Here is an 18,134-nt window from a genome sequence, read left to right as displayed (position 1 = left end):
GGAGAAGCGGCCAGAAACATGATCCCGGCGAGAATCGAAACACGACGGTCCAGGATAGGGTGTCCATTGGATGGATTCATAGATCGCATGCTCCGGGGACGTTCTTTCCTCTGCGCGGCGCGTGTTGGCGCGCGGCTTATCATTCTTCCGCGATCCTGCAGGATTAGCCGAACAGGGCGACCGTGCGCTCGGCCAGCCAGTAGGAGGCGAGCGTTCCGACGAGCGCGGCGCTGGCATGGCGCGCGATGACCGGCGCATCGGCCCGCAGGCGCAGATGCGTCCAGGCTTTACGCAGGATCAGGTACAGCGCGATCGCGGCGATCACGAAGATCAGCTGGCCGATCTCGACGCCCAGATTGAAAAACAGCAACCCGGTGACGAGTTCGGTCTGCGGCAGGCCGATCTGGCCCAGCACCGCGGCAAAGCCAAAGCCGTGGAGCAGGCCGAAACTGCTCGATACGGCGATGGGGTAACGCCAGCTGAGCGTATCGCGCGGCCCCTTATAGATTTCCACGGCCAGAAAGACGATGCTCAGCGCGATCGCCGCTTCCACCGGCGGCACTGCCACCTCGACCCATCCCAGCGCCGAAAGCGCCAGCGTCACCGAATGCGCCAGGGTGAAGCCGGTGATCGTCAGCAGGATGCGCCGCAAGCCGCCGGCCAGCCACAGCAGGCAGACCAGGAACAGCAGATGATCATAGCCCATCAATATATGTTCGATGCCGAGGCGCAGATACTGGCCCGCGACCCCGGACCTGCTTTCGGGCTGCGGCAGCGTGACGCCGGTTTCGCCGGGCTTGAGCAACAGCGACCGGGTTTCGCCCGACGCCCAGATGATCCGGACGAGTCCCGGCACCGAGGGCGCCGACCCGGGATAGACCAGTCGCAAGTCGCCCCCCAGACCGCGCGGACAGTGGTAAAGATCGGTTCCACGATCGTCCCGGCCGGCGATGCGCTTGCACCGTTGGTCGATCCGCACCTCGGGCGCGAAACGGTCGGGGAAAGAAGGCGGTAACCTTAGATCCACGGAATAGAGCGCGCCGCCCGTCTGCCGTATGTTGATCAGCAGTGGGAACGCATCATGGGCAGCGGCCGGCACGGAGGCTGCCAGCCAACACACCAAAACCAGCAGCAGGCGGGCCATGCTCATTTGGCCATGCGCTTTTGCAGGTCGCTGTCGACATCCACCTTGAACTGGGCGATCAGACCATCGGCGAAGGCTTCGCGGCGGGCGGCCCTGGCGTCCTTCGCTTCATCCTCCGCGACCATGGCTCGCGCCTGCGCGAAGGGCAGGGGACGGCCAGGATCCTTGCCGACGACCCTCACAAGATGAAATCCGTATTTCGAGCGCAGCGGCCCCTGCCAGCGCTCCCCCTGCGGCGCCATTGCGAGCAATCGCTCCGCAAAGTCCTGACCGAAATGGCTCTCGATGATCTCAGGGGTGCGCTCGATATAATCATTGAGGTAGAGGAAGCGGTCGGCGGACGGAACGCGCGTCTGTTGCCCGCCCGCGTTCACCTTGGCCAGCGCATCGGCCGCCAGCCGTTGCGCGCCATCCCATCCATGCGCACCGGCGCTGAAGAAGGCGTGGGAAAAACTGATCGACGGCGCGTCGATATAACGATCGCGATGCGATTCATAATAGCGCTTCAGCGTGGCTTCGTCCGGCGGTCCGTCCGATGCCGGCGCGCCCTCGGCCAGATATTCCAGCGACTGGACCAGCCGCCGCCGCATCACATAATCATTCTTGTCGAGGCCGAGGCGCAATCCTTCGCGATACATCGCTTCTTCGCGCACCATGTCCTTGACCATGGTGGCGACCTCTTGCGGCGACATCTGATCCAAGAATTTGCCGGCCCCCCGTTCATTGAAAGAACGCGCGCGAAGCTGCATGAATTGCAGAAGGCGGTCGCGGTCGACCTCGATCACCCGTGAAGCGGCTACGTCCTCACCCGGACTGACCAGCGCATGCAGGCCGAAAAGCGAAAGACCCGCGAGCAGAAACCAGACAAGCGGCTCCCGCCGCACGCGCGCGACGATGTCATTCATGCATCTGTACCTGCCCCAAGCCTGCGATATTTCCGTTCCGCCCACTGATGCACTTATGGATTGTACCAGATAGGCGAGCTGAAGGCGCGGTCCTGCACGACCATCGGGATATTGGCGGGCATCTTCACCTTGAAGAAGGCCGCATCGTAAGCCGTCCAGCGCGGCTTGGGAATTTCCAGCACCCGCACATAATAGAAGGCGCGCTGCCTGGGGTCGAAATCCGGATCGGTCCACACCGTCGCCAGTTCGGGCGCGCCGATGCTGTTCGTATAGGAAGCGTCGGCCAGGTTCACCGTGCTGCCGACAGCCGACACCTTGCCCGTCTTCGGATCGACCTTGCGGCCGCCCGATACAGCGGCGTCATATATTTTCTCGTGCGTCTGGCCCTTGGCGTCGACCCAGCCCTTGATCACCTGGACCCGGTCGAGATTGGCGTCGTCGGGATCCTTGGCGGCGGCGATCATGAACATCGGCGCACTGGCTCCACGGCTGCGGGTCAGGTCGCCGCCCATCGGCACGCCCTTTTCATAACCCAGATGCACATAGTCGGGCCGCTGCACGTCGGATTTCGCGAAGTTCCACCCGCCAAAGACGCGCAGTTGAATGCGCGAGCCCGTGGTCGCATACACTTCTCGCCGCCGGATCGCATCGAATATCGATGCGCGGGTATTTTCCTTTGCCCATACCGCTGCAAGCCCCGACGCGCCGATCTGCCAGTTCCACTGCGTTATCTTCGTCTCCGCCACGGGCAAAGCGTAACGTCGCGCAGACGGTTCGGACCCGGGCAGTTTACCGAAGAAATTATCCTCAGCCGTGGTCGACACGCCGATATGCGAATCGGTGCTCCCGATCATGCCGAACTTGAACGGATTGGCGCCCAGCTTCTGCTCGTGGAGCAGACCGTCCTTCAACGCCTTGCGCGCATATTCATATTGCAGCATCGCAGGCGTCTTGGCGACAGCACCCTGCACATTGGTGGTGTCCCACAATTCGAAACCGGCAAATTCGTCGGTTGGGGACAGGGTCGGATGGGTTTCGCTCGTTCCCTTGGTCTGCGTGACCTCATAGACCGGCTCCCACCGTGCGCGCTCACGCGCATAGGATGCTGTGAATGGCTGGCCCGTGAAAGTCTGCGGGGTGAACATGCGGCCGTTGCTCAGATTGCCATTATGGGGAACGGCCAGGACCTGTCCGCCGGTCTTTGTCTCATAGGCCCCGAGATAAGCCCATAATTTTTCCGGGTCCGTGCTGTCCATGGCTGAGAAGGGCACGACCTGAAGGGCCTTGTCGGCGCCATCCCGGAAAATGACGTTGCGGTGCAGGTTGTCGCCCCCAGGGGTGGAACTCCATTCATAGCCGATGAGAGCCGTGAAGCGGCCCGGTTCGTTGAACCGGTCGGCGGTGCTGACGACATCCTGCCAGATCGACTTCACCAGCGCTGCGGGCTCCGGGGACCTGGAACCGCCCGCACGGAGAATGTCAAAAAATTCATTCATCGCCGTCCTGACGTCGCCGGCTTTGAGCAAATCGCTCCAGCGCTTGCCCTGTTCCCAGGGGCCTTCGGTGCTGCCGCCCTTGGCCAGCCGCGGGAACACGCCGATATATTCCGCATGATCCGCCACCACGAGGAAATCGAGCGGGCGACGCAGCTTTACGTGCAGACCGCTCGTGCCGGCCACCTCTTCACCTCGCGCCAGCCGATAGGCTTCATCCGGGCTAACCGTGTGATTGCCAAAACCAAAAGCGTCGGCGGAGTAACTGGTGTGGAGGTGCGTGTCGCCCCAATAAAGATTGGTGTTTTCGTTGGCAAAGCGTACCGGTGGAGAATAGGCCAATGCGGCCGAACCGCCGGGAACCGCAGGCACAGTGGCGGCCGGCGCTTCAGCTGGTTCGGCCAACAAAGCCTTGCCACCGGCAAGCAGAAGCCCGCCCGACATGGCTGCCAAAGTCGCCCATTTTGCGCCCTTCGATACCATCTTGCGCTTCCCCATCACCTCATCATCCTTTCCCCGACGAACGGCCAGACGAGCAGCGCGCCACGCAAACGTTTGGTACTATATGCCATATTTATCGCGATGTTCCGAACTGAATGGCGTGCATTGCGCCGTCACTTCCCGGGATCGTACCAGATCGGCGAACTGAAAGCGCGATCCTGTACGGTCATCGGGATGTTGGCGGGCATCTTCACCTTGAAGAATTGGGCGTCATAGGCCGTCCAGCGGGGCTTTGGGATTTCCAGCACGCGCACATAATAGAAGGCACGCTGGTTCGGGTCGAACGCCGGATCGGTCCAAACGGTCGCCAGTTCGGGGGCACCGATGCTGTTGGTATAGGTCGCGTTGGCGATATCGACCGTATTGCCCACCGGCGGCGCCTTTCCGGTCCTCGGATTGACCTTGCGACCGCCAGACAGCGCGACATCATATATCTTCTCATGCGCTTCGCCTTTCGCATCGAGCCAGCCCTTGATGACCTGGATCCGGTCGAGATTGGCGTCGTCGGGGTCTCTGGCCGCCGCGATCATGAAGCTCGGTGCCCTGGCTCCAGCCTGACGGGTCAGGTCGCCCCCCATCGGCACGCCTTTCTCGTAGCCGATATGGGCGTAATCGGGCCGCAAGACGTCGGACTTTGCGAAATTCCATCCGCCAAAGACCCGCACCTGTATCCGTGAACCGGTGGTCGCATAGACTTCGCGCCGCTTCATCGCGTCGAAGATTGCCTCGCGCGTATTCTCCTTTGCCCACACCGCCGTCAGGCCCGATGCGCCCAGCCGCCAGTTTTCCCGGACATTCTTCACCGGCGCCATGGCGCGGCTGTAGCGGCCGGCCGCCGGTTCGGAATTGGTGAACTGCCCGATGAAATTGTCCTCGCTGGTAGTGGTCAGGCCATTATGCTGGTCAGTGCCGCCGATCATCCCGAACTTGAACGGGTTCACCCCCAATTTCTGCGCGAACTGCAACCCCGCCTTGAGCGCCGGGCGGGCATATTCAAAGGGCAGCATCCAGGGCTGCTTGGCACTTTGCTGGAAGTTGCCGAGATCCCAGATTTCGAAGTCGGCGAATTCGTCTGTCGGGGAGAGGGTGGAATGTGCCTCGCTCGTCCCCTTCATTTGAGTGACCTCGACCACCGGCTCCCACCGCGCCCGTTCGCGCGCATAGGCCGCCGTCAGCGGCTGGCCGGTAAAGGTTTCAGGCGCGAACATGCGCCCGTTGCTGATGTTGCCATTATGCGGGATCGCGAGTACCTGACCACCCGTCTTGGCCTCATAGGCCCTCAGATACGCCCAGAGCTGTTCTGCATCTTTGCTGTCGTTAGCGGAGAAAGGCAGGACCTGCATGGCTTTGGCCGCGCCATCGCGAAAGATCACGTTGCGATGCAGATTGTCGCCATTAGGCGTGGATGACCATTCATAACCGATAAAAGCCGTGAAGCGCCCTGGATTATTGAAGCGGTCTGCGGTCTTCACAACATCCTGCCATATCGACTGCGTAAACTCCGCAGGCACCTTCACCCCTGAATAAAACTGCGTGTAAATAGCTGCTAGCTTCTTAGGATCGCCGGACTGCAGAAATTCGCTCCATTGCCGGCCCGGCTGCCAGTCGATCTTCGTGCTGTCGGCTTTGGCGAGTTTTGGAAGCACACCGAGAAACTCGGCATGATCCGACACGACGAGGAAATCGAGGGGGTGACGGAGTTTGGCCGGCACGCCGCTCGCGGCGACGATCTGCTCACCCATCGCAAATCGAAACGCCTCTTCGGGTGTGGTGGTGGCCCCGCCCAGGCTGATGGCGTCCATGGAATTATTGGTGTGCAGGTGGGTATTGCCCCAGTAAAGATTCATATCCTCATTGGCGAAACGCACAGGCGGCGAATAGGGCTGTGTAGCGGAGGAGGAGGCCATCGAACCCGCTTCGCTGGCGGCGCTCGCCACCGGTTCCTTGCCCCCGGTGAACAGCAATCCGGCCGAAATGGCCGCACAAGCGACCCATGCCCCGTGCATTACAACCATCTTGCGTTTTGCCATGGGAAATTCCTTCAATTCTTCGACAGCCCTTTGGGGCGCCTCTTATGAAAGAGGGCCCCTGACCTTGCTTTAGTTAAGTCCGCTATTTTTTTGGGGTCCTGATACTATAGTCTCATCCCATGGCAAAACTGTGCTGTCATCGGCTGACGCGTCTCTGCCTATTGCCCGAAGGCGACCGTTACGCGGATCATGATTTCACGACCCCGGTTGAGGACGGCATATGTGTCAGCCGGGATGAAGGCGGTTGGGGTGCCCGATGCTGTCAATCCCGTGAACTGCAGCTGCTGTCCACTCGCCCAATAATATTTCTGGGTCAGGTTGCGACCGATCAGTGCCACTTCCCAGGCACCCTTGGCATCGCCGATCCGCGCGGTGGCGTCGAGCAGGGCGCGCTTGGGCGAAATCAGGAGCGGGTTGATGGCGGCGTCTGTCGGCACGCTGCTGGCGAAAGTGACGTCGGTCGAGAGGCCGAGCTTGAGCGCCGAGCCAAGCGGGGTTTCGTAGCTAGCGCCTGCATTCCCCGACCATTCAGGCGCGTTGACGAGTTGCTGTCCGGCCAAATCCTGATTGTTGCCGGTCTCGCCCGGCAGGATCGGCCGGGCATTGCCGCCACCAGTCGCCCGGAAGTTACAGCCTTGTCCCTGCGATTGCCCGCGCCAGCAAGGCCCGAAATAGCTGAGATAGCGAGCGCGATTATAATTTATGGCGCCTCTCAGCGTCAACCCTTCGATCGGTGAGCGATAGTTCATGTCGAACTCGATGCCCTTGGTCCGCACGCCGCCGGCGTTGCGAATGGTGCCGATACCATTTTCGAATGCCGTGATCTGAAGGCCCCCGACCTTGTAGGTGTAGACTGACAAATTGGTGCGCAGCGCGCCGTCGAACAAAGCCGCTTTCACACCGGCTTCAAAGCCCTTGATCGTCTGGGGGCCGTAATTGAGGGGCAGGCCGGGCGTTGCCGTGCTGCCGTTGAAGCCGCCCGACAGAAAACCTTTCTTGAACGAACCGAACAGAGTCAGCCTCTCCGTGGGCCGGTAGGTGGCCGTGAGTTCCGGCGAGAAATTGTTGAAGGAAACCTTACGCACCGGTGTTGCATAAGGGGTCACCGGGTTGACGCGCGAAAGGGTCAGATCCGCGAGCGTGACGGGAAGCGACTTTTTCTCGTGCGAATAACGTCCGCCCGCTGACAGTTCGAGTTGCGGCGTGACGTCCAGGCGGGCCTGGCCGAACGCCGAAGAGGCGACGCCATCCTGAGCGGCGAAGGAATGGACCAGTTCTCGCGGGTCGCTCATATTGTACATGGCGTGAGTGAAGATCGAGGAGCGCGTGTCCGAGTAGATGCCTCCGACAGTGACATTCAGCGGACCATCAAAGTTGCTGCTCGCGCGAAGTTCCTGCGAAATCTCCCGGTTATAATAGGTCAGGAAAGACGGAAACTGCGGCAGACCGAAACTGCCGAACTGCCCGATGGGAACAACCGGATATGTTGCAAATTGATCGACATTCCTGAATTTGGCCTGGTAAAAGCCAGTTACCGAGGTTAGGTCAATCGTATCGCTAGGTTTGTAGTTGAGTTCCAACCCGACCAGAATCTGCCGCTGCTTCGAATAGGTATGGCCATCGCCGAAGGCGGGTTCATAGGGTGTGAAAGCAGTGCTGACATTATCGGTGCGATTTATCCGCCGGTCGGCCTTGCAGTCGCTGACCACGCCGACGAGCTGTGACATTCCGGTGGGGCAGTTGACAACCTGTGCATTGCCAGTGGCGGCAGCACCCTTGACCGTGCCGTACGAGACTTTGAGGCGCGCGCTGAACGCGTCGCTCGGATCGAATTTCAATGTGCCGCGCATATCGAGTTCACGACTGCGGGGGCCGTATCGATGGAAGGGCGGACTGATGCTGTCCGCCGGCACCACGCTCTTGACCCAGCCACGCATATCCGAACCGTAGACAGCGAGCCGCGCGCCGAGCGTGTCCGTCAGTGGACCGGACATAAAACCTTCGCCGCGCCACTCCTGCGCGTTGAACTCATAGCCAACAGACGCCTTGGCCTGGAAATTTGGCGTCGGGTCGGCGGTGCGCAGCGAAATGATGCCGCCCGGACTGTTCTTGCCGAAGAACAGCGATTGCGGCCCCTTGAGAACCTCCACCTGCTGAAGGTCCATGAACGCCAGGCGGCGAACGCTCGACTTCGCCACCTGGACGCCATCGATGTTGAAAGACACGGCCTGGTCGCCGAGCGGGTTGGTGTCGGGACCGGCCACGCCACGCAGGGCGATCGTGCCGCCCTGGGCGCCGCCGCCAGCGCCGGCGATCGTCAGGCCGGGCACCAGTTGGGACAGCGCGTCGGCGCTGTTGATCCCGCGCCGCGTGAGTTCCGCCCCGCTAACCGCCGTCAATACGACCGGTACCGCTATCGATGTCTCGTCGCGTTTGCGTGCGGTGACTATGATGTCTTCAGCGGGCAAGGGGGCAGCCCCGCGCGCGGCAGTCCCTGCGGACTGGGCAGCCGTCTGGGGCGCCGCAGGGAAGAACGCCGAAGAAATCTTCTTCGGCTGCGCTCGCAGGATGACATAGGCCCCATTGCTTCCGCGGTTGTAGACAAGGCCACTGCCCCGCAACAGGCCGCTCAGAGCCTGATCCGGCGTCATCGTGCCGCCTATCGATGGTGCGGTTTTCCCTGCCGCGAGGGCGGGAGGGACAAATACTGAGATACCTGTCCTGCTCACAAGCTCCAGCAGTGCGACGTCCAGCGGTCCGGCGGGGATCGAGATGGTTTGTGATGCCGCCTGCGCCACCGCTGGTTGCGCAATGCACGCAGCGGCCGCGAAGCCCAGCGTCAGCGCCAGCCCGGAACAGGCGCTTGTAAGCCCATTACTCCAGCGATCCGATACCGCTTTGCGAGAAACATGATTGCACGGCATGCCCTGATCTCCCCTGATATTGTCATTTATTAGAGGCCACCCAGGCGAGCGCCCCCTGTGAAGAGACTGCGCAGTTCAAAAAATATTCCAGGTTTGTCGAAAATTTTTTTGCAACCTACTCATTAAAAGCAATATTTCTTTACAGCCGCCGCCCCCTCCCGTCTATCTCTTGGGTCGGACCATGATGCGCGACGGGGTGCGATCTATCTGTAGCGGAGCCGTCGCCTCGAGTCCCAACAGCAGGGTCTCGGTCTGATCGGCGCGCACCGCCATGGTGATTCTCATGTCGCCAAGGCTTCCATCGGCCAGAACGATCTTGTCGACGCGATAACGGTTCACCTCCGCCACCACATCTTTCAGTCGGGCATTACGATATATAAGCAGCCCTGTCCGCCAGGGTGCCGCACGGGCTGGATCGAAACGCTCGATTGGACCGATGCGCCCGTCCAGAGCGGATAGGACGCGCTGACCGGCGACTAATCGGACGCCGTCATTGCGCGTTGCCGGGCCAGCAAGCGGCGCGACGCGCACGACGCCCCTTGCCACCGACACCCGCACATCGTCAGGAGCGCGATCGACATCGAACTGCGTGCCGACCACCTGAATATGTGTCGCTGCGGCCAGGACGGTGAACGGCTTTGCCGGATTGGAGGCGACATCGAACCAGGCCCGGCCCGCGACAAGTTCGACCCCGCGACGCCGATTGGAAAATATTGCCCGGATCGCGGATTCCGCCGCGAGCGTGACCCGCGTGCCGTCAGAAAGCGAGACGGTCCTTATTTCCCCAACAGCTGTTCGATAGGCGTGGACGGTGGGCGTATCGAAAAATTCCAGACGCCAGATCCCCAACGCCAGCACCAGCGACGCGGCCACCGCCATCATCGCAGCGATCGCGCCACGCCGCCCAGACAGGGGAGAGAGGCTGCTCGAGCGACTTTCGAGCGCGACGATATTGCTTGCGGGTTTGTCGTCGGACGCCTCGGTCGAAGCAATGGTCTGAACGCCAGCGAAGATCATATCGCGCCAGATCTGTTCCAGATTGCGATAGGCGACGACATTGATGCTCGAGTGATCCAGCCAGGAAGAGAAGTTGGCCCTGCCTTCGTTGGTCGCCTCACCCGAATATAAATAGGCCAACCAGCGCACAGCTTGATCCTGCGGCGCGCCGGCATCGTCTCCGGGAGGAAGAATATTCGCTATATCGCTCATTTATCCTCCGTCGATCCATTGGCGGTCGCTGCTTGGATGGTGACCATAGCGGCACTCAATTGTCGTGAGATATCAGCGCTGCTCCAGCCGGTTTCGGCCGATATCCGGGCGTAGGTCTGGCCCAGAAAGCGGCTCCTCCTGATGATTTCACGTTGCTTGTCTGACAACCCCTCCATGGCTTGAGAGAGCAGGGTTAACTCCTCCCTCCCCTCATAGACGCGATCAGGCGTAATTTCTTCCAAGGCGTGACCAGTGCGATGAAGTTCATGTTCACTGAAAGCGACAGTACGCTTAATCCATTTGATCTCGTCGAGCGCCACATTGACAGCGGTGGCATAGAGATAGGGTTTGATTTTTTCGATCCGTTGGATGTCGTCAAGCGCCGTCAGTTTGGTGAAGGCAGTTTGCGCAATATCCTCAGGCGACGGGGGGCCGCCACCATAGTGACGGCGCAACCAATCCACTAGATTACCTATATGGTCACGGTATAGCCTATCAAGAAAGAGCCGCCGGTGGCGGTCGAGCGATGTGGGAATAACGCCATCGCTCAACTTATCAGGCATTAATCGTCCCTCTGCCCGCACGGGCATATGCGTCCTTTGCGATTGTCGGTCCATGCCATCATTTGCGGCAGAGAGGCAATTAAATCGGGCGGAAGTATTGGAACCGTCATGCCACTTGGCGCAGATCACGCGTCTCAACGGGACTGTTCGCTGGGCCTTCATCCGAAATGGCTCCGATGTGAGCGATGCGATGCAACTGAGCGCTGCCGGACTTTACTGCTTCGACCAGGCGACCGTGCAAGGCGGTTACGGAAAGCGTCGCGCCCGATGATCAAATAACCCGGCGCCCGACCCGACCCGACCGGCCGCGTCGTCGTGGAGGCGGGGGCGTCGGCGGCGGCCCCGTTCAACGTCGTTTCGCGCAGGCTGACCTCGCGCGGCCCGGTCAAGCAAGTCGGCTCCGATGTCGTAGACGTCGATCATCCACCGTGACCAGGCGATGCTGCGTTCGCGGTCAACTGGCCTTTCAGGATGCAACAGCCGCGTCCAAATGAGCGGCGATCGCCGCGAAGAACCATTTGCTACCACCATCGGCATCATAAGCGAACGGCCGGTTTTGCAGGATGCGGCCGTTCTCATGCGACCTGCGAACGGCTCAAGCTGGTCGGGAGCTGACCGCAAGCGAACGGCAGCTATCCCTGCATCCGCGCTCCGAACCGGACATGCACCTACCGGCCAATTTCAACTAACGGGCCGAAAGCACTCGGCGGCAATATGATCGCCTTCCGACAGAGGTGAAAACGTAGCATCGTAGCAGGCCCGTCGTCGCCGGGGAACAACCCACCGTCCCGCACGTCCCTGCAGAATGCCCACACCCACCGTCATCGACATCCCACACACCCTCGGTCGCGAAGAGGCCAAGAGCCGCATGGCCGCGCGCGGACAAGCTCGCCTCCCATATACCCGGCGGCGCGGCCACTATCACGCACTCCTGGCCCAGCGCCGACCGCATGGCGCTGACCGTGTTTACCATGGGCGCGGAGGTGCCGTGCACGATCGACGCGGAGGACACGCGCTTGCGGGTTACGGTCCATTTGTCCGGAATGACGAGCCTGATGGCCGGCCCCATATCATCCGTCATCCAGTCACAGGGCGCCAGGCTGATGTTGAATGACAAGTCCGCCGCTTACCCAAGCGCGCATTATCCTGACCTCGTCATTTCGCGAGATCATGCTGGGACCTTCTGGCGCAGTTAAGCGCTTAATGGGTGTCACTATATTGTGGCTCTATCGCAGGAGAAGAGCATGAGCATCGAAGGCAAAGCCAAAGAAGCAGCGGGTTACATCAAGGAGGAGCTGAACGAGCACGGCAAGTCGCCCGTGAGCCAGAAGAAGGCTCAGGAAGGGCGCGATCTGCGGAACGAAGGTCGTGCAGAGGACGGCAAGGCGCCCAAGACCAACGAGCCCGGCACCGACGCGTAAGACGAGCAACCCCCGCTACGGCGGGGGTTCCTTTATGTCCGCGGCCGCGGTCATTTCCGCACCAACGCAAAGTCCACCTGCATAGCGACCATGTTCGTTGTCTGCCCGGCATCACCCGGCCGTCATTTGCCACGGCTGACTGCTCCATCATTATCGGCGGCGGCGCCACCGGCACCGCACCCGGCGGGTATCGCCCCCCGTAGCCGACGGACCCGCGAATGGTGAGCACGTGCGTCACCCTCATGCCTGCCCCGTCGCCGAAGGCACGGCCGGGCCAGCCGAGGCGTTTGCACCTATTTGCGGGTGCTGTTGAAATAGGGGCTATCCATCAGTTGCTGTGTCCGCTCTTCGGTGCGTTGTGCCAGGCATTCACGCCGGTCGGGCCATCCAAATGCGCAATCCGCATCACGAAAGGCCAACCAAGCGCGTTGGGCCTTTCGCAGCGCATTTTGATCACTAGAGGAAAGCCGTCGCATAAGCGCTCGGTAGGAGCTGTTCAGCTGCGCGTCGGCGTGCGCGAGTTCAGCATTGCGCGTGTCCTGGGCCATAAGCGCGACAGGCAGGGTAGCCAACAAGATCGCCGTCAATAGATATAGGCGGCGCATGGTGTTTCCTTTCTTGATGTGGTTGATCAGCATCCCCAGCTGCATTGAAGCGCGCTGCCGCCCGGTATCGCGATGATCTGCATGGACCCGCCGCAGGCGTCATCGGTGAGATTGGCATAGTCGGGCGAGGGAGGGATCGCGAACCCCAGCTTGTTCAAGGCTGCGCGCAGAGTGTCCGGCGCTTCAGAAAAGCGGATTTGCCTCGAATAGGTGGAGTCCGATTCCGGAACCACGTCGAGGGTTGCCGTTACGCCGCGCACTTTCAGCCCATGCCACGTAGCGGGCTGGGGGAATTCGGCAACGCCTTCATACGCGACCATATCTTCATCGCTGCTTTTCTTGAAGATCGGCTTGATCTTGATCTGATCAGGTCCGACGCGGATCGGCTTGCTCCTGATGTTCGCGACGTCGCCGTTGGGAGGCACGAGCACATTGCTGAACAGGGCCTCTGTACCCTTGCTGGCTTTGCAGTTGGCCGGGTCGCTGAACTTGATGTCGCCGTCCAGCAGCAAGGCTGCAGGCACGGGTTGGGCTGGCGGAGTGATCGCCACAGGCGCATCGTTGCGGACCACCGGCGATGGCGACGGGAGGGCCGGCGCTGGAGCCGCATCTCGCCCGTAAAAATAAGCGCCGCCTGCCGCCGTCAGAGCCGCGGCAATGACGAGGACGATGGCAAGAGCCGTTCTGCCGGATCGTAGCCCATGGCGCTCCGCAACAGAACCTGGATGAACGACCGACTCTTCGGCCTGCTCCAATCGTTCCGAGGCAACTTGCGCTCCATTGGCACCGGCGCTTCCCAGTAGCCGCGCCTTTTCGGCAGCGAACTCTTCGGCAGTGAGCATGCCCTCGTCGCGCAGCCGAGCCAGCCGTTCCAAATTGGCGAAGCGATCTTCCATGATGGTCTCCTGAGATATGGGTGTATGCCCCGCGGGCGGACCGCGCGCTGCTACCGGCCAGCGAACAGCTCGGCCGGATTGTTGATGGTGAACTGACCGCGCCCGCCGTCCTGCAATGGCCGATAGCCAAGCGATGAGGCGATATTGGCCAAGCTATTGTCGTAGATATTGTGGCAGAGCGCCTGATAGGTGTTGGCGCTGTCCTGCTGCACGCCGGCAACGCCGCCACTGGCAAAGTCGAACTCTTCGGCGAGATATGCGCTGTCCTGGCGCCAGGCGATGGCGGGCGAGCGCGTCGAACAGAAGGCGTAGATGGTCGCGGGCTCGTCGTCCCAGCGGATGCGCTGCATGTCGGCTGGCGCGCCGGTAGCATCGCTCACCTCGCCACGCTGGAGGGACGCGCGCAGCAAGCGCTCGCCACCTTGCTCCTTGATCGTCTCGACGCTTAGAACCTTGGAGTAGGCGCAGCTTTCGAGATGATAGCAGCCATTGATAAGCGGCTCGGTTGCCGCACTGGCTTGCGGTTGCCGCGGCGTGGCCGGGACCGGCGCGGGATCAGCCGTTTCGGCTGCAGCGGCCTCCTCACGTATCTTCTGCAACATGCCCAGGATTATCGTCTGCGCCTCGACCCCGGTCAGCACGTTACCGTCCGCCTCCATGCGATTGATGAGTGACATCCCCGACGCGCAAGCCGCAGGGTCGGACTGGCCGGGCATCTCTGTAAGCTCCAGGGCGATGGTGACGACCTTGCCGGTCAGCTTATCTGCCGTCCGTAGGCGTATGATGCCGGACCGGCCTCCAGTGCTTTCCCAAACAACGCTGGGATTTTTACGCTGGAGCGGCTCCATCAACTCGCGAACACTGGTGTCGCTGGGAACTGTCACTTCGCCGGTAGAAGTCGCCACGCAAGTAGCCAGCACATTTTCCGGGACGCCTGACCCCATGAGCTGGGAGCATGCTGTGGGGAGGAGCAAGCATAAGGATATCGGCAGCAGCCGCATCAGGACTCTGACAATCATCATGAGGACTTCCTTTTCGAAGCGGGCGGCGGGCCGGAAGCCTGACTTGCCGAGGTGGGCGCGCCTTTCACTTCAGCAGCGCGGCCTTCTGCTGCTGGAACTCGGCGTCGGTCAGGATGCCGTCGTGGCGCAGCTTGGCCAGCCGTTCGATCTGCCCCAGCCTGTCCTCCATTGGAGCCTGGGACGCAGTAACGGTGACCTTGCTATCCGGCTTACCGGGATGTTCGCCATCTGGATGATAGGGCGGGCCATATTCATTGGGTTCAGGATTGCCGGGCATGATGAGCGGATAGCAAAGGAGAAGAGCGTATACGGCGGTCCCGCCTGCTGCGACCTTGGCGAGCGTCGCGATCAGAGCGCTCCCAGAGCTGGCTTGCATGTCCGCAAGGGTGTAATTTATGCCGTTCAAAATCCAGATCACGCCCACGGCCCAGCCTGTGATTCCGCGATCGTGCAAGCGTCGGATCGTGACGGCGTAGCTCGGCACGATGGTCCCCAGCAGGACCAGGATCGTCAACATAGGCAGCTTGGGTTCGACGCTATCGTAACCGATTACGGCGCTCAACAGCAGGAGCCCCACCAGAATCAGGATATACTGCCAAAACTCGGCGCGACCGCTGCGGCCGGAAAAATCAAAATAGCGCCTGAACGCAAGAAATCCCTGCATCGAACCCTCCTGTAGGACATGTGGAAAAGGCGCGGGCATCGAAATGCCCACGCATGATATGGTCGCGCTTTGGATACTGCGATCCGAGGCGCTGCTTCACGAAATTGTGGTTGGCGAACTGGACGTCGACCGAAGCGAGCCAGCAACTGTGGCTTAGCGCATATCGTTCTTGATCATCCTCCACCCCGGCGCCGCCCCCTTTTTCGATTGGGGCGACGGCCGAAGCCGGATGTTGGAAACCTGAAGTAGCCCACAGGCGCATGCGCCTTTACCGTTGCCGGCTGGACATGCGCGCATGCCACCCGGCCCCAGAATATCTGTGACCGGCTGACTACTTTGAGGTTTCCACGCCCCGCCCCCGAGTATCGCGGAGGCAGTGCTATGGTAGACGGTGGCTTGGGAGCTTGGCAAGCGCCGCCTAGTTCTCTTCATCAGCGACCCGCTCAACGGCTATGGTCGTATCGACGTTGAGCAGATGCGCCCGATTGGTCAGATGCTCGTCCAAAGTCAGTGACCGCGCATTGATCCAGCAATAGCCATAGCTATCGAATAGATGCAGCCGATGGCGGCTGTAGCCTGCAATCACCGTCCAATGATTATATTTGCCGCCCAGCACCGCCAGCACCGGCCGGCCGTGATCGAGATGATAGCGGATTGCCTTCGCGATGCCTGACGGCGTCACACCGATCTTCGAGGCAAAGACGGACCGTCGCCGCAGTCGAAACCCTGTGATGCTGTGAATCTCGAAGCTGAGGGCCTGACACAGCATCTCCCACATGCCCGACTGCATCCCTTCGGCCAGAGCGATCTTCAGCTCCTGCCGGTCCGCAAGGACTTCGATGCCGCGCTTGAACAGCTTGCGGGTTTGAATAGGGTGCAGGTGCCTGTCTGGATAGGCCAGCAGCCGCACGGTATTGAGGATGGCGTAGAGCCCGCACAACCCATCCAGCTCTCCTTGCCTGAGCGGCTCCATATCCTCTCGCGCTTCCATGAGGGCGAGGGCAGCGTGTTCGCTCACGATCAATATTCCGACGCGAGCATGATGGTGATGACCCGGCTGGTGACATCGGGGTCGGCCGGATTGGGCGAACCACCTTCCAGACTTTTGTCGTAATAGTCGATCTTCCAGAAGATCCGCTGTCCCCCATATTCCAGCGCACCGAAATCATGCTCGCCATAGGGATCGTTGCCCTCCTCGAAGCTGTCGAACTTGGCGACGCGCATCAGGATTTCCTGCAGCGCCGTCTTGCCCAGGCCTTGGATGCCCTGTGTGATGGTGACGAACCCACCCAGGCGAAAACTGCGCAGTTGATCGTTGAGCGCGCGGATGCGGGCAATGCGCTCCTCCAAATCAGAAGTTCTTGATTTGTTCTTTCCATAGGCAGAATCTGGCCGTGCTGACATAACAGTCTCCTTCAGGTTGGGAATTGCGCCGACATATCGCCGTTGTTGGACAAGGTGCGGGGCGGCAGGCGCTCAGCCCTGGCCGGGAGGATCGCCTAAGCAGCGCTGCCGGCGAAAGCTGCGCGCCAGCCCTTTTTCTCGTAGCGCCGGGAGCTCAATATGCCCTCGGCACAGGCGAGCCATAATGTGGTGTCCACCGTGGCGATCCGACGGCCTGTATGCTTGGACAATCGCTGGCACAGCTTCAGCGGCGTGGTCTTGTCGCGCTTGGCTAGGCGCATCAGGTGCACGTCCGGCTTGGCCGTATCCACGCCCAGGTTCTTCACCAGGTGATATTTGGTGACTGGTCCGATCCAAGGCAGCGCCTGGCAGTAGGCAAGCTTGTCGTCCGCGCCCTGGTAGCCAGAAAAGATATCGTCACGGTCGCGCCAGATATCGTCGATCGCGCGGCTCTTGCCAGGATGGCCGTAGACGGTCGTGGCGCTTGCCCCAGACCGCAGCGCAACCATGCAGCGCTCGAAGATCGGGCCAGCGACGATGTAGCGCATTCCGGAATTACAGATCACGTAGATGGCCTGTTCGGCGAAGTCGTCGCCGCTTGCCGGCGGGTCGATCGATTCCGTCCAATCCAGGAGGGGACCAAAATCCAGTAGGCGGAGCGCCTGATCGAGCTTCCAGAAGCGGCGAACAGTGATCACATCATTCGCACCAGCTTGTGCTGCGCTTCACGGTCTCCCTCGATATAGCGCTCGGTGGTGGTCAGCGCGCGGTGCCCGGCAAGTTCCTGAACGTCTCTAAGCGAGCCGCCTGTGCGTGGAAGCAGCCGCGCAGCCCGTGTAATGAACGTCCGCCTGCCGGAGTGGGAGGAACAGCCGGACAAGCCCAGGGCACGGTAGGTCGCGGAGAACCAGTTCACGATCGCGCCCGCCGCCATGGCGTTACCCCGTTCGGACTGGATGACAGGTCCGGCCGACGGTCGTCCGCTCCGCCTGTGAAGCACATCCAGGCCGGCACGGAGTTGTCGATGAATGGGGATTTGCCGTGCCGAACCATATTTGGCGATGGCGCGCGCTATGCTCAGATGCATGGCTATGGTGCCGTCCGACGCCAGCACCATGGGCCAGGTCAATCCAGCGATCTCACAGGCCCGCAGGCCAGCCTTGAAACTCAGGAGGATCATAACGCGATTGCGGTCGGGATGGCGCTGGAACCGGACGTGCGCCATCAGGAGGCGTATGTCGACCGGCTCCAGAACCTTTGCAGGTTGTCTGGACATAAGAATGTTCCGCTATGTGGATGGAGCTAGCGCTGGGCAGTCCAGCAGCAAGCCACGCTACTGTAGCAGAATGACAC

At 61.1% G+C, this 18,134-nt stretch carries 17 protein-coding genes; 2 read left to right on the top strand and 15 right to left on the bottom strand.

What is annotated here, in order from left to right:
- Window positions 1-163: 163 nt before the first annotated feature.
- From WG908_RS03150 to WG908_RS03120, 7 genes are all read right to left on the bottom strand, one after another.
- Window positions 164-1,150 carry a HupE/UreJ family protein gene (locus WG908_RS03150; protein WP_340185117.1) on the bottom strand — a complete coding sequence of 329 codons (987 nt, stop codon included), beginning with the start codon at window positions 1,148-1,150 and terminating at the stop codon, window positions 164-166.
- Window positions 1,147-2,049 carry a peptidylprolyl isomerase gene (locus tag WG908_RS03145; RefSeq protein ID WP_340185116.1) on the bottom strand — a complete coding sequence of 301 codons (903 nt, stop codon included), beginning with the start codon at window positions 2,047-2,049 and terminating at the stop codon, window positions 1,147-1,149. The genes WG908_RS03150 and WG908_RS03145 overlap by 4 nt, the downstream gene beginning before the upstream one ends.
- 53 nt (window positions 2,050-2,102) lie before the next feature.
- Window positions 2,103-4,040 (bottom strand): DUF3604 domain-containing protein, encoded by a 1,938-nt coding sequence (locus WG908_RS03140; RefSeq protein WP_340185115.1) that lies wholly within the window; start codon window positions 4,038-4,040, stop codon window positions 2,103-2,105.
- A 116-nt stretch (window positions 4,041-4,156) separates the two neighbouring features.
- The gene (locus tag WG908_RS03135) at window positions 4,157-6,073 is read right to left on the bottom strand and encodes a DUF3604 domain-containing protein (protein ID WP_340185114.1); all 1,917 of its coding nucleotides are present in this window, start codon (window positions 6,071-6,073) and stop codon (window positions 4,157-4,159) included.
- 158 nt (window positions 6,074-6,231) lie between these two features.
- A complete protein-coding gene (locus WG908_RS03130; protein WP_340185113.1) occupies window positions 6,232-8,997 on the bottom strand; it encodes a TonB-dependent receptor in 2,766 nt (921 codons plus the stop codon).
- A 162-nt stretch (window positions 8,998-9,159) separates the two neighbouring features.
- The gene (locus WG908_RS03125; RefSeq protein ID WP_340185112.1) at window positions 9,160-10,206 is read right to left on the bottom strand and encodes a FecR family protein; all 1,047 of its coding nucleotides are present in this window, start codon (window positions 10,204-10,206) and stop codon (window positions 9,160-9,162) included.
- The gene (locus WG908_RS03120) at window positions 10,203-10,769 is read right to left on the bottom strand and encodes an RNA polymerase sigma factor (protein WP_340185111.1); all 567 of its coding nucleotides are present in this window, start codon (window positions 10,767-10,769) and stop codon (window positions 10,203-10,205) included. Before WG908_RS03120 ends, WG908_RS03125 begins: the two co-directional genes overlap by 4 nt.
- A gap of 950 nt (window positions 10,770-11,719) precedes the next feature.
- Here WG908_RS03120 and WG908_RS03115 point away from each other — a divergent pair.
- Together WG908_RS03115 and WG908_RS03110 are read left to right on the top strand one after the other, a co-directional pair.
- Entirely contained in the window at window positions 11,720-11,965 is a 246-nt protein-coding gene (locus WG908_RS03115) for a hypothetical protein (RefSeq protein WP_340185110.1), read from the top strand.
- A 48-nt stretch (window positions 11,966-12,013) separates the two neighbouring features.
- Window positions 12,014-12,190, top strand: a complete 177-nt coding sequence (locus tag WG908_RS03110) for a hypothetical protein (protein WP_340185109.1) — start codon at window positions 12,014-12,016, stop codon at window positions 12,188-12,190.
- 293 nt (window positions 12,191-12,483) lie between these two features.
- Here the strand turns inward: WG908_RS03110 and WG908_RS03105 are convergent, their stop codons facing one another.
- From WG908_RS03105 to WG908_RS03070, 8 genes are all read right to left on the bottom strand, one after another.
- Entirely contained in the window at window positions 12,484-12,828 is a 345-nt protein-coding gene (locus WG908_RS03105) for a lysozyme inhibitor LprI family protein (RefSeq protein ID WP_340185108.1), read from the bottom strand.
- On the bottom strand, window positions 12,822-13,691 hold the full coding sequence (locus WG908_RS03100; RefSeq protein WP_340185107.1) for an SHOCT domain-containing protein: 870 nt from the start codon (window positions 13,689-13,691) through the stop codon (window positions 12,822-12,824). Before WG908_RS03100 ends, WG908_RS03105 begins: the two co-directional genes overlap by 7 nt.
- A gap of 50 nt (window positions 13,692-13,741) precedes the next feature.
- Window positions 13,742-14,596: a hypothetical protein gene (locus WG908_RS03095; protein ID WP_340185106.1), complete on the bottom strand. Its 855-nt coding sequence runs from the start codon at window positions 14,594-14,596 to the stop codon at window positions 13,742-13,744.
- 181 nt (window positions 14,597-14,777) lie between these two features.
- Window positions 14,778-15,377 (bottom strand): DUF805 domain-containing protein, encoded by a 600-nt coding sequence (locus WG908_RS03090; protein WP_340185105.1) that lies wholly within the window; start codon window positions 15,375-15,377, stop codon window positions 14,778-14,780.
- Window positions 15,378-15,795: 418 nt separating this feature from the next.
- Window positions 15,796-16,395: a hypothetical protein gene (locus tag WG908_RS03085; protein WP_340185104.1), complete on the bottom strand. Its 600-nt coding sequence runs from the start codon at window positions 16,393-16,395 to the stop codon at window positions 15,796-15,798.
- Between the two features lie 2 nt (window positions 16,396-16,397).
- Window positions 16,398-16,727 (bottom strand): DUF3768 domain-containing protein, encoded by a 330-nt coding sequence (locus WG908_RS03080; protein ID WP_340185103.1) that lies wholly within the window; start codon window positions 16,725-16,727, stop codon window positions 16,398-16,400.
- A 149-nt stretch (window positions 16,728-16,876) separates the two neighbouring features.
- Window positions 16,877-17,479 carry a hypothetical protein gene (locus WG908_RS03075; RefSeq protein ID WP_340185102.1) on the bottom strand — a complete coding sequence of 201 codons (603 nt, stop codon included), beginning with the start codon at window positions 17,477-17,479 and terminating at the stop codon, window positions 16,877-16,879.
- Entirely contained in the window at window positions 17,476-18,057 is a 582-nt protein-coding gene (locus tag WG908_RS03070) for a tyrosine-type recombinase/integrase (protein WP_340185101.1), read from the bottom strand. Before WG908_RS03070 ends, WG908_RS03075 begins: the two co-directional genes overlap by 4 nt.
- Between the last annotated feature and the right edge of the window lie 77 nt (window positions 18,058-18,134).

Source organism: Sphingobium anseongense (genome assembly GCF_037725245.1).
Lineage (GTDB): Bacteria > Pseudomonadota > Alphaproteobacteria > Sphingomonadales > Sphingomonadaceae > Sphingobium.
The sequence above is the reverse complement of the archived record's forward strand: the minus strand, read 5'-3'. Positions and strand labels throughout refer to the sequence as shown.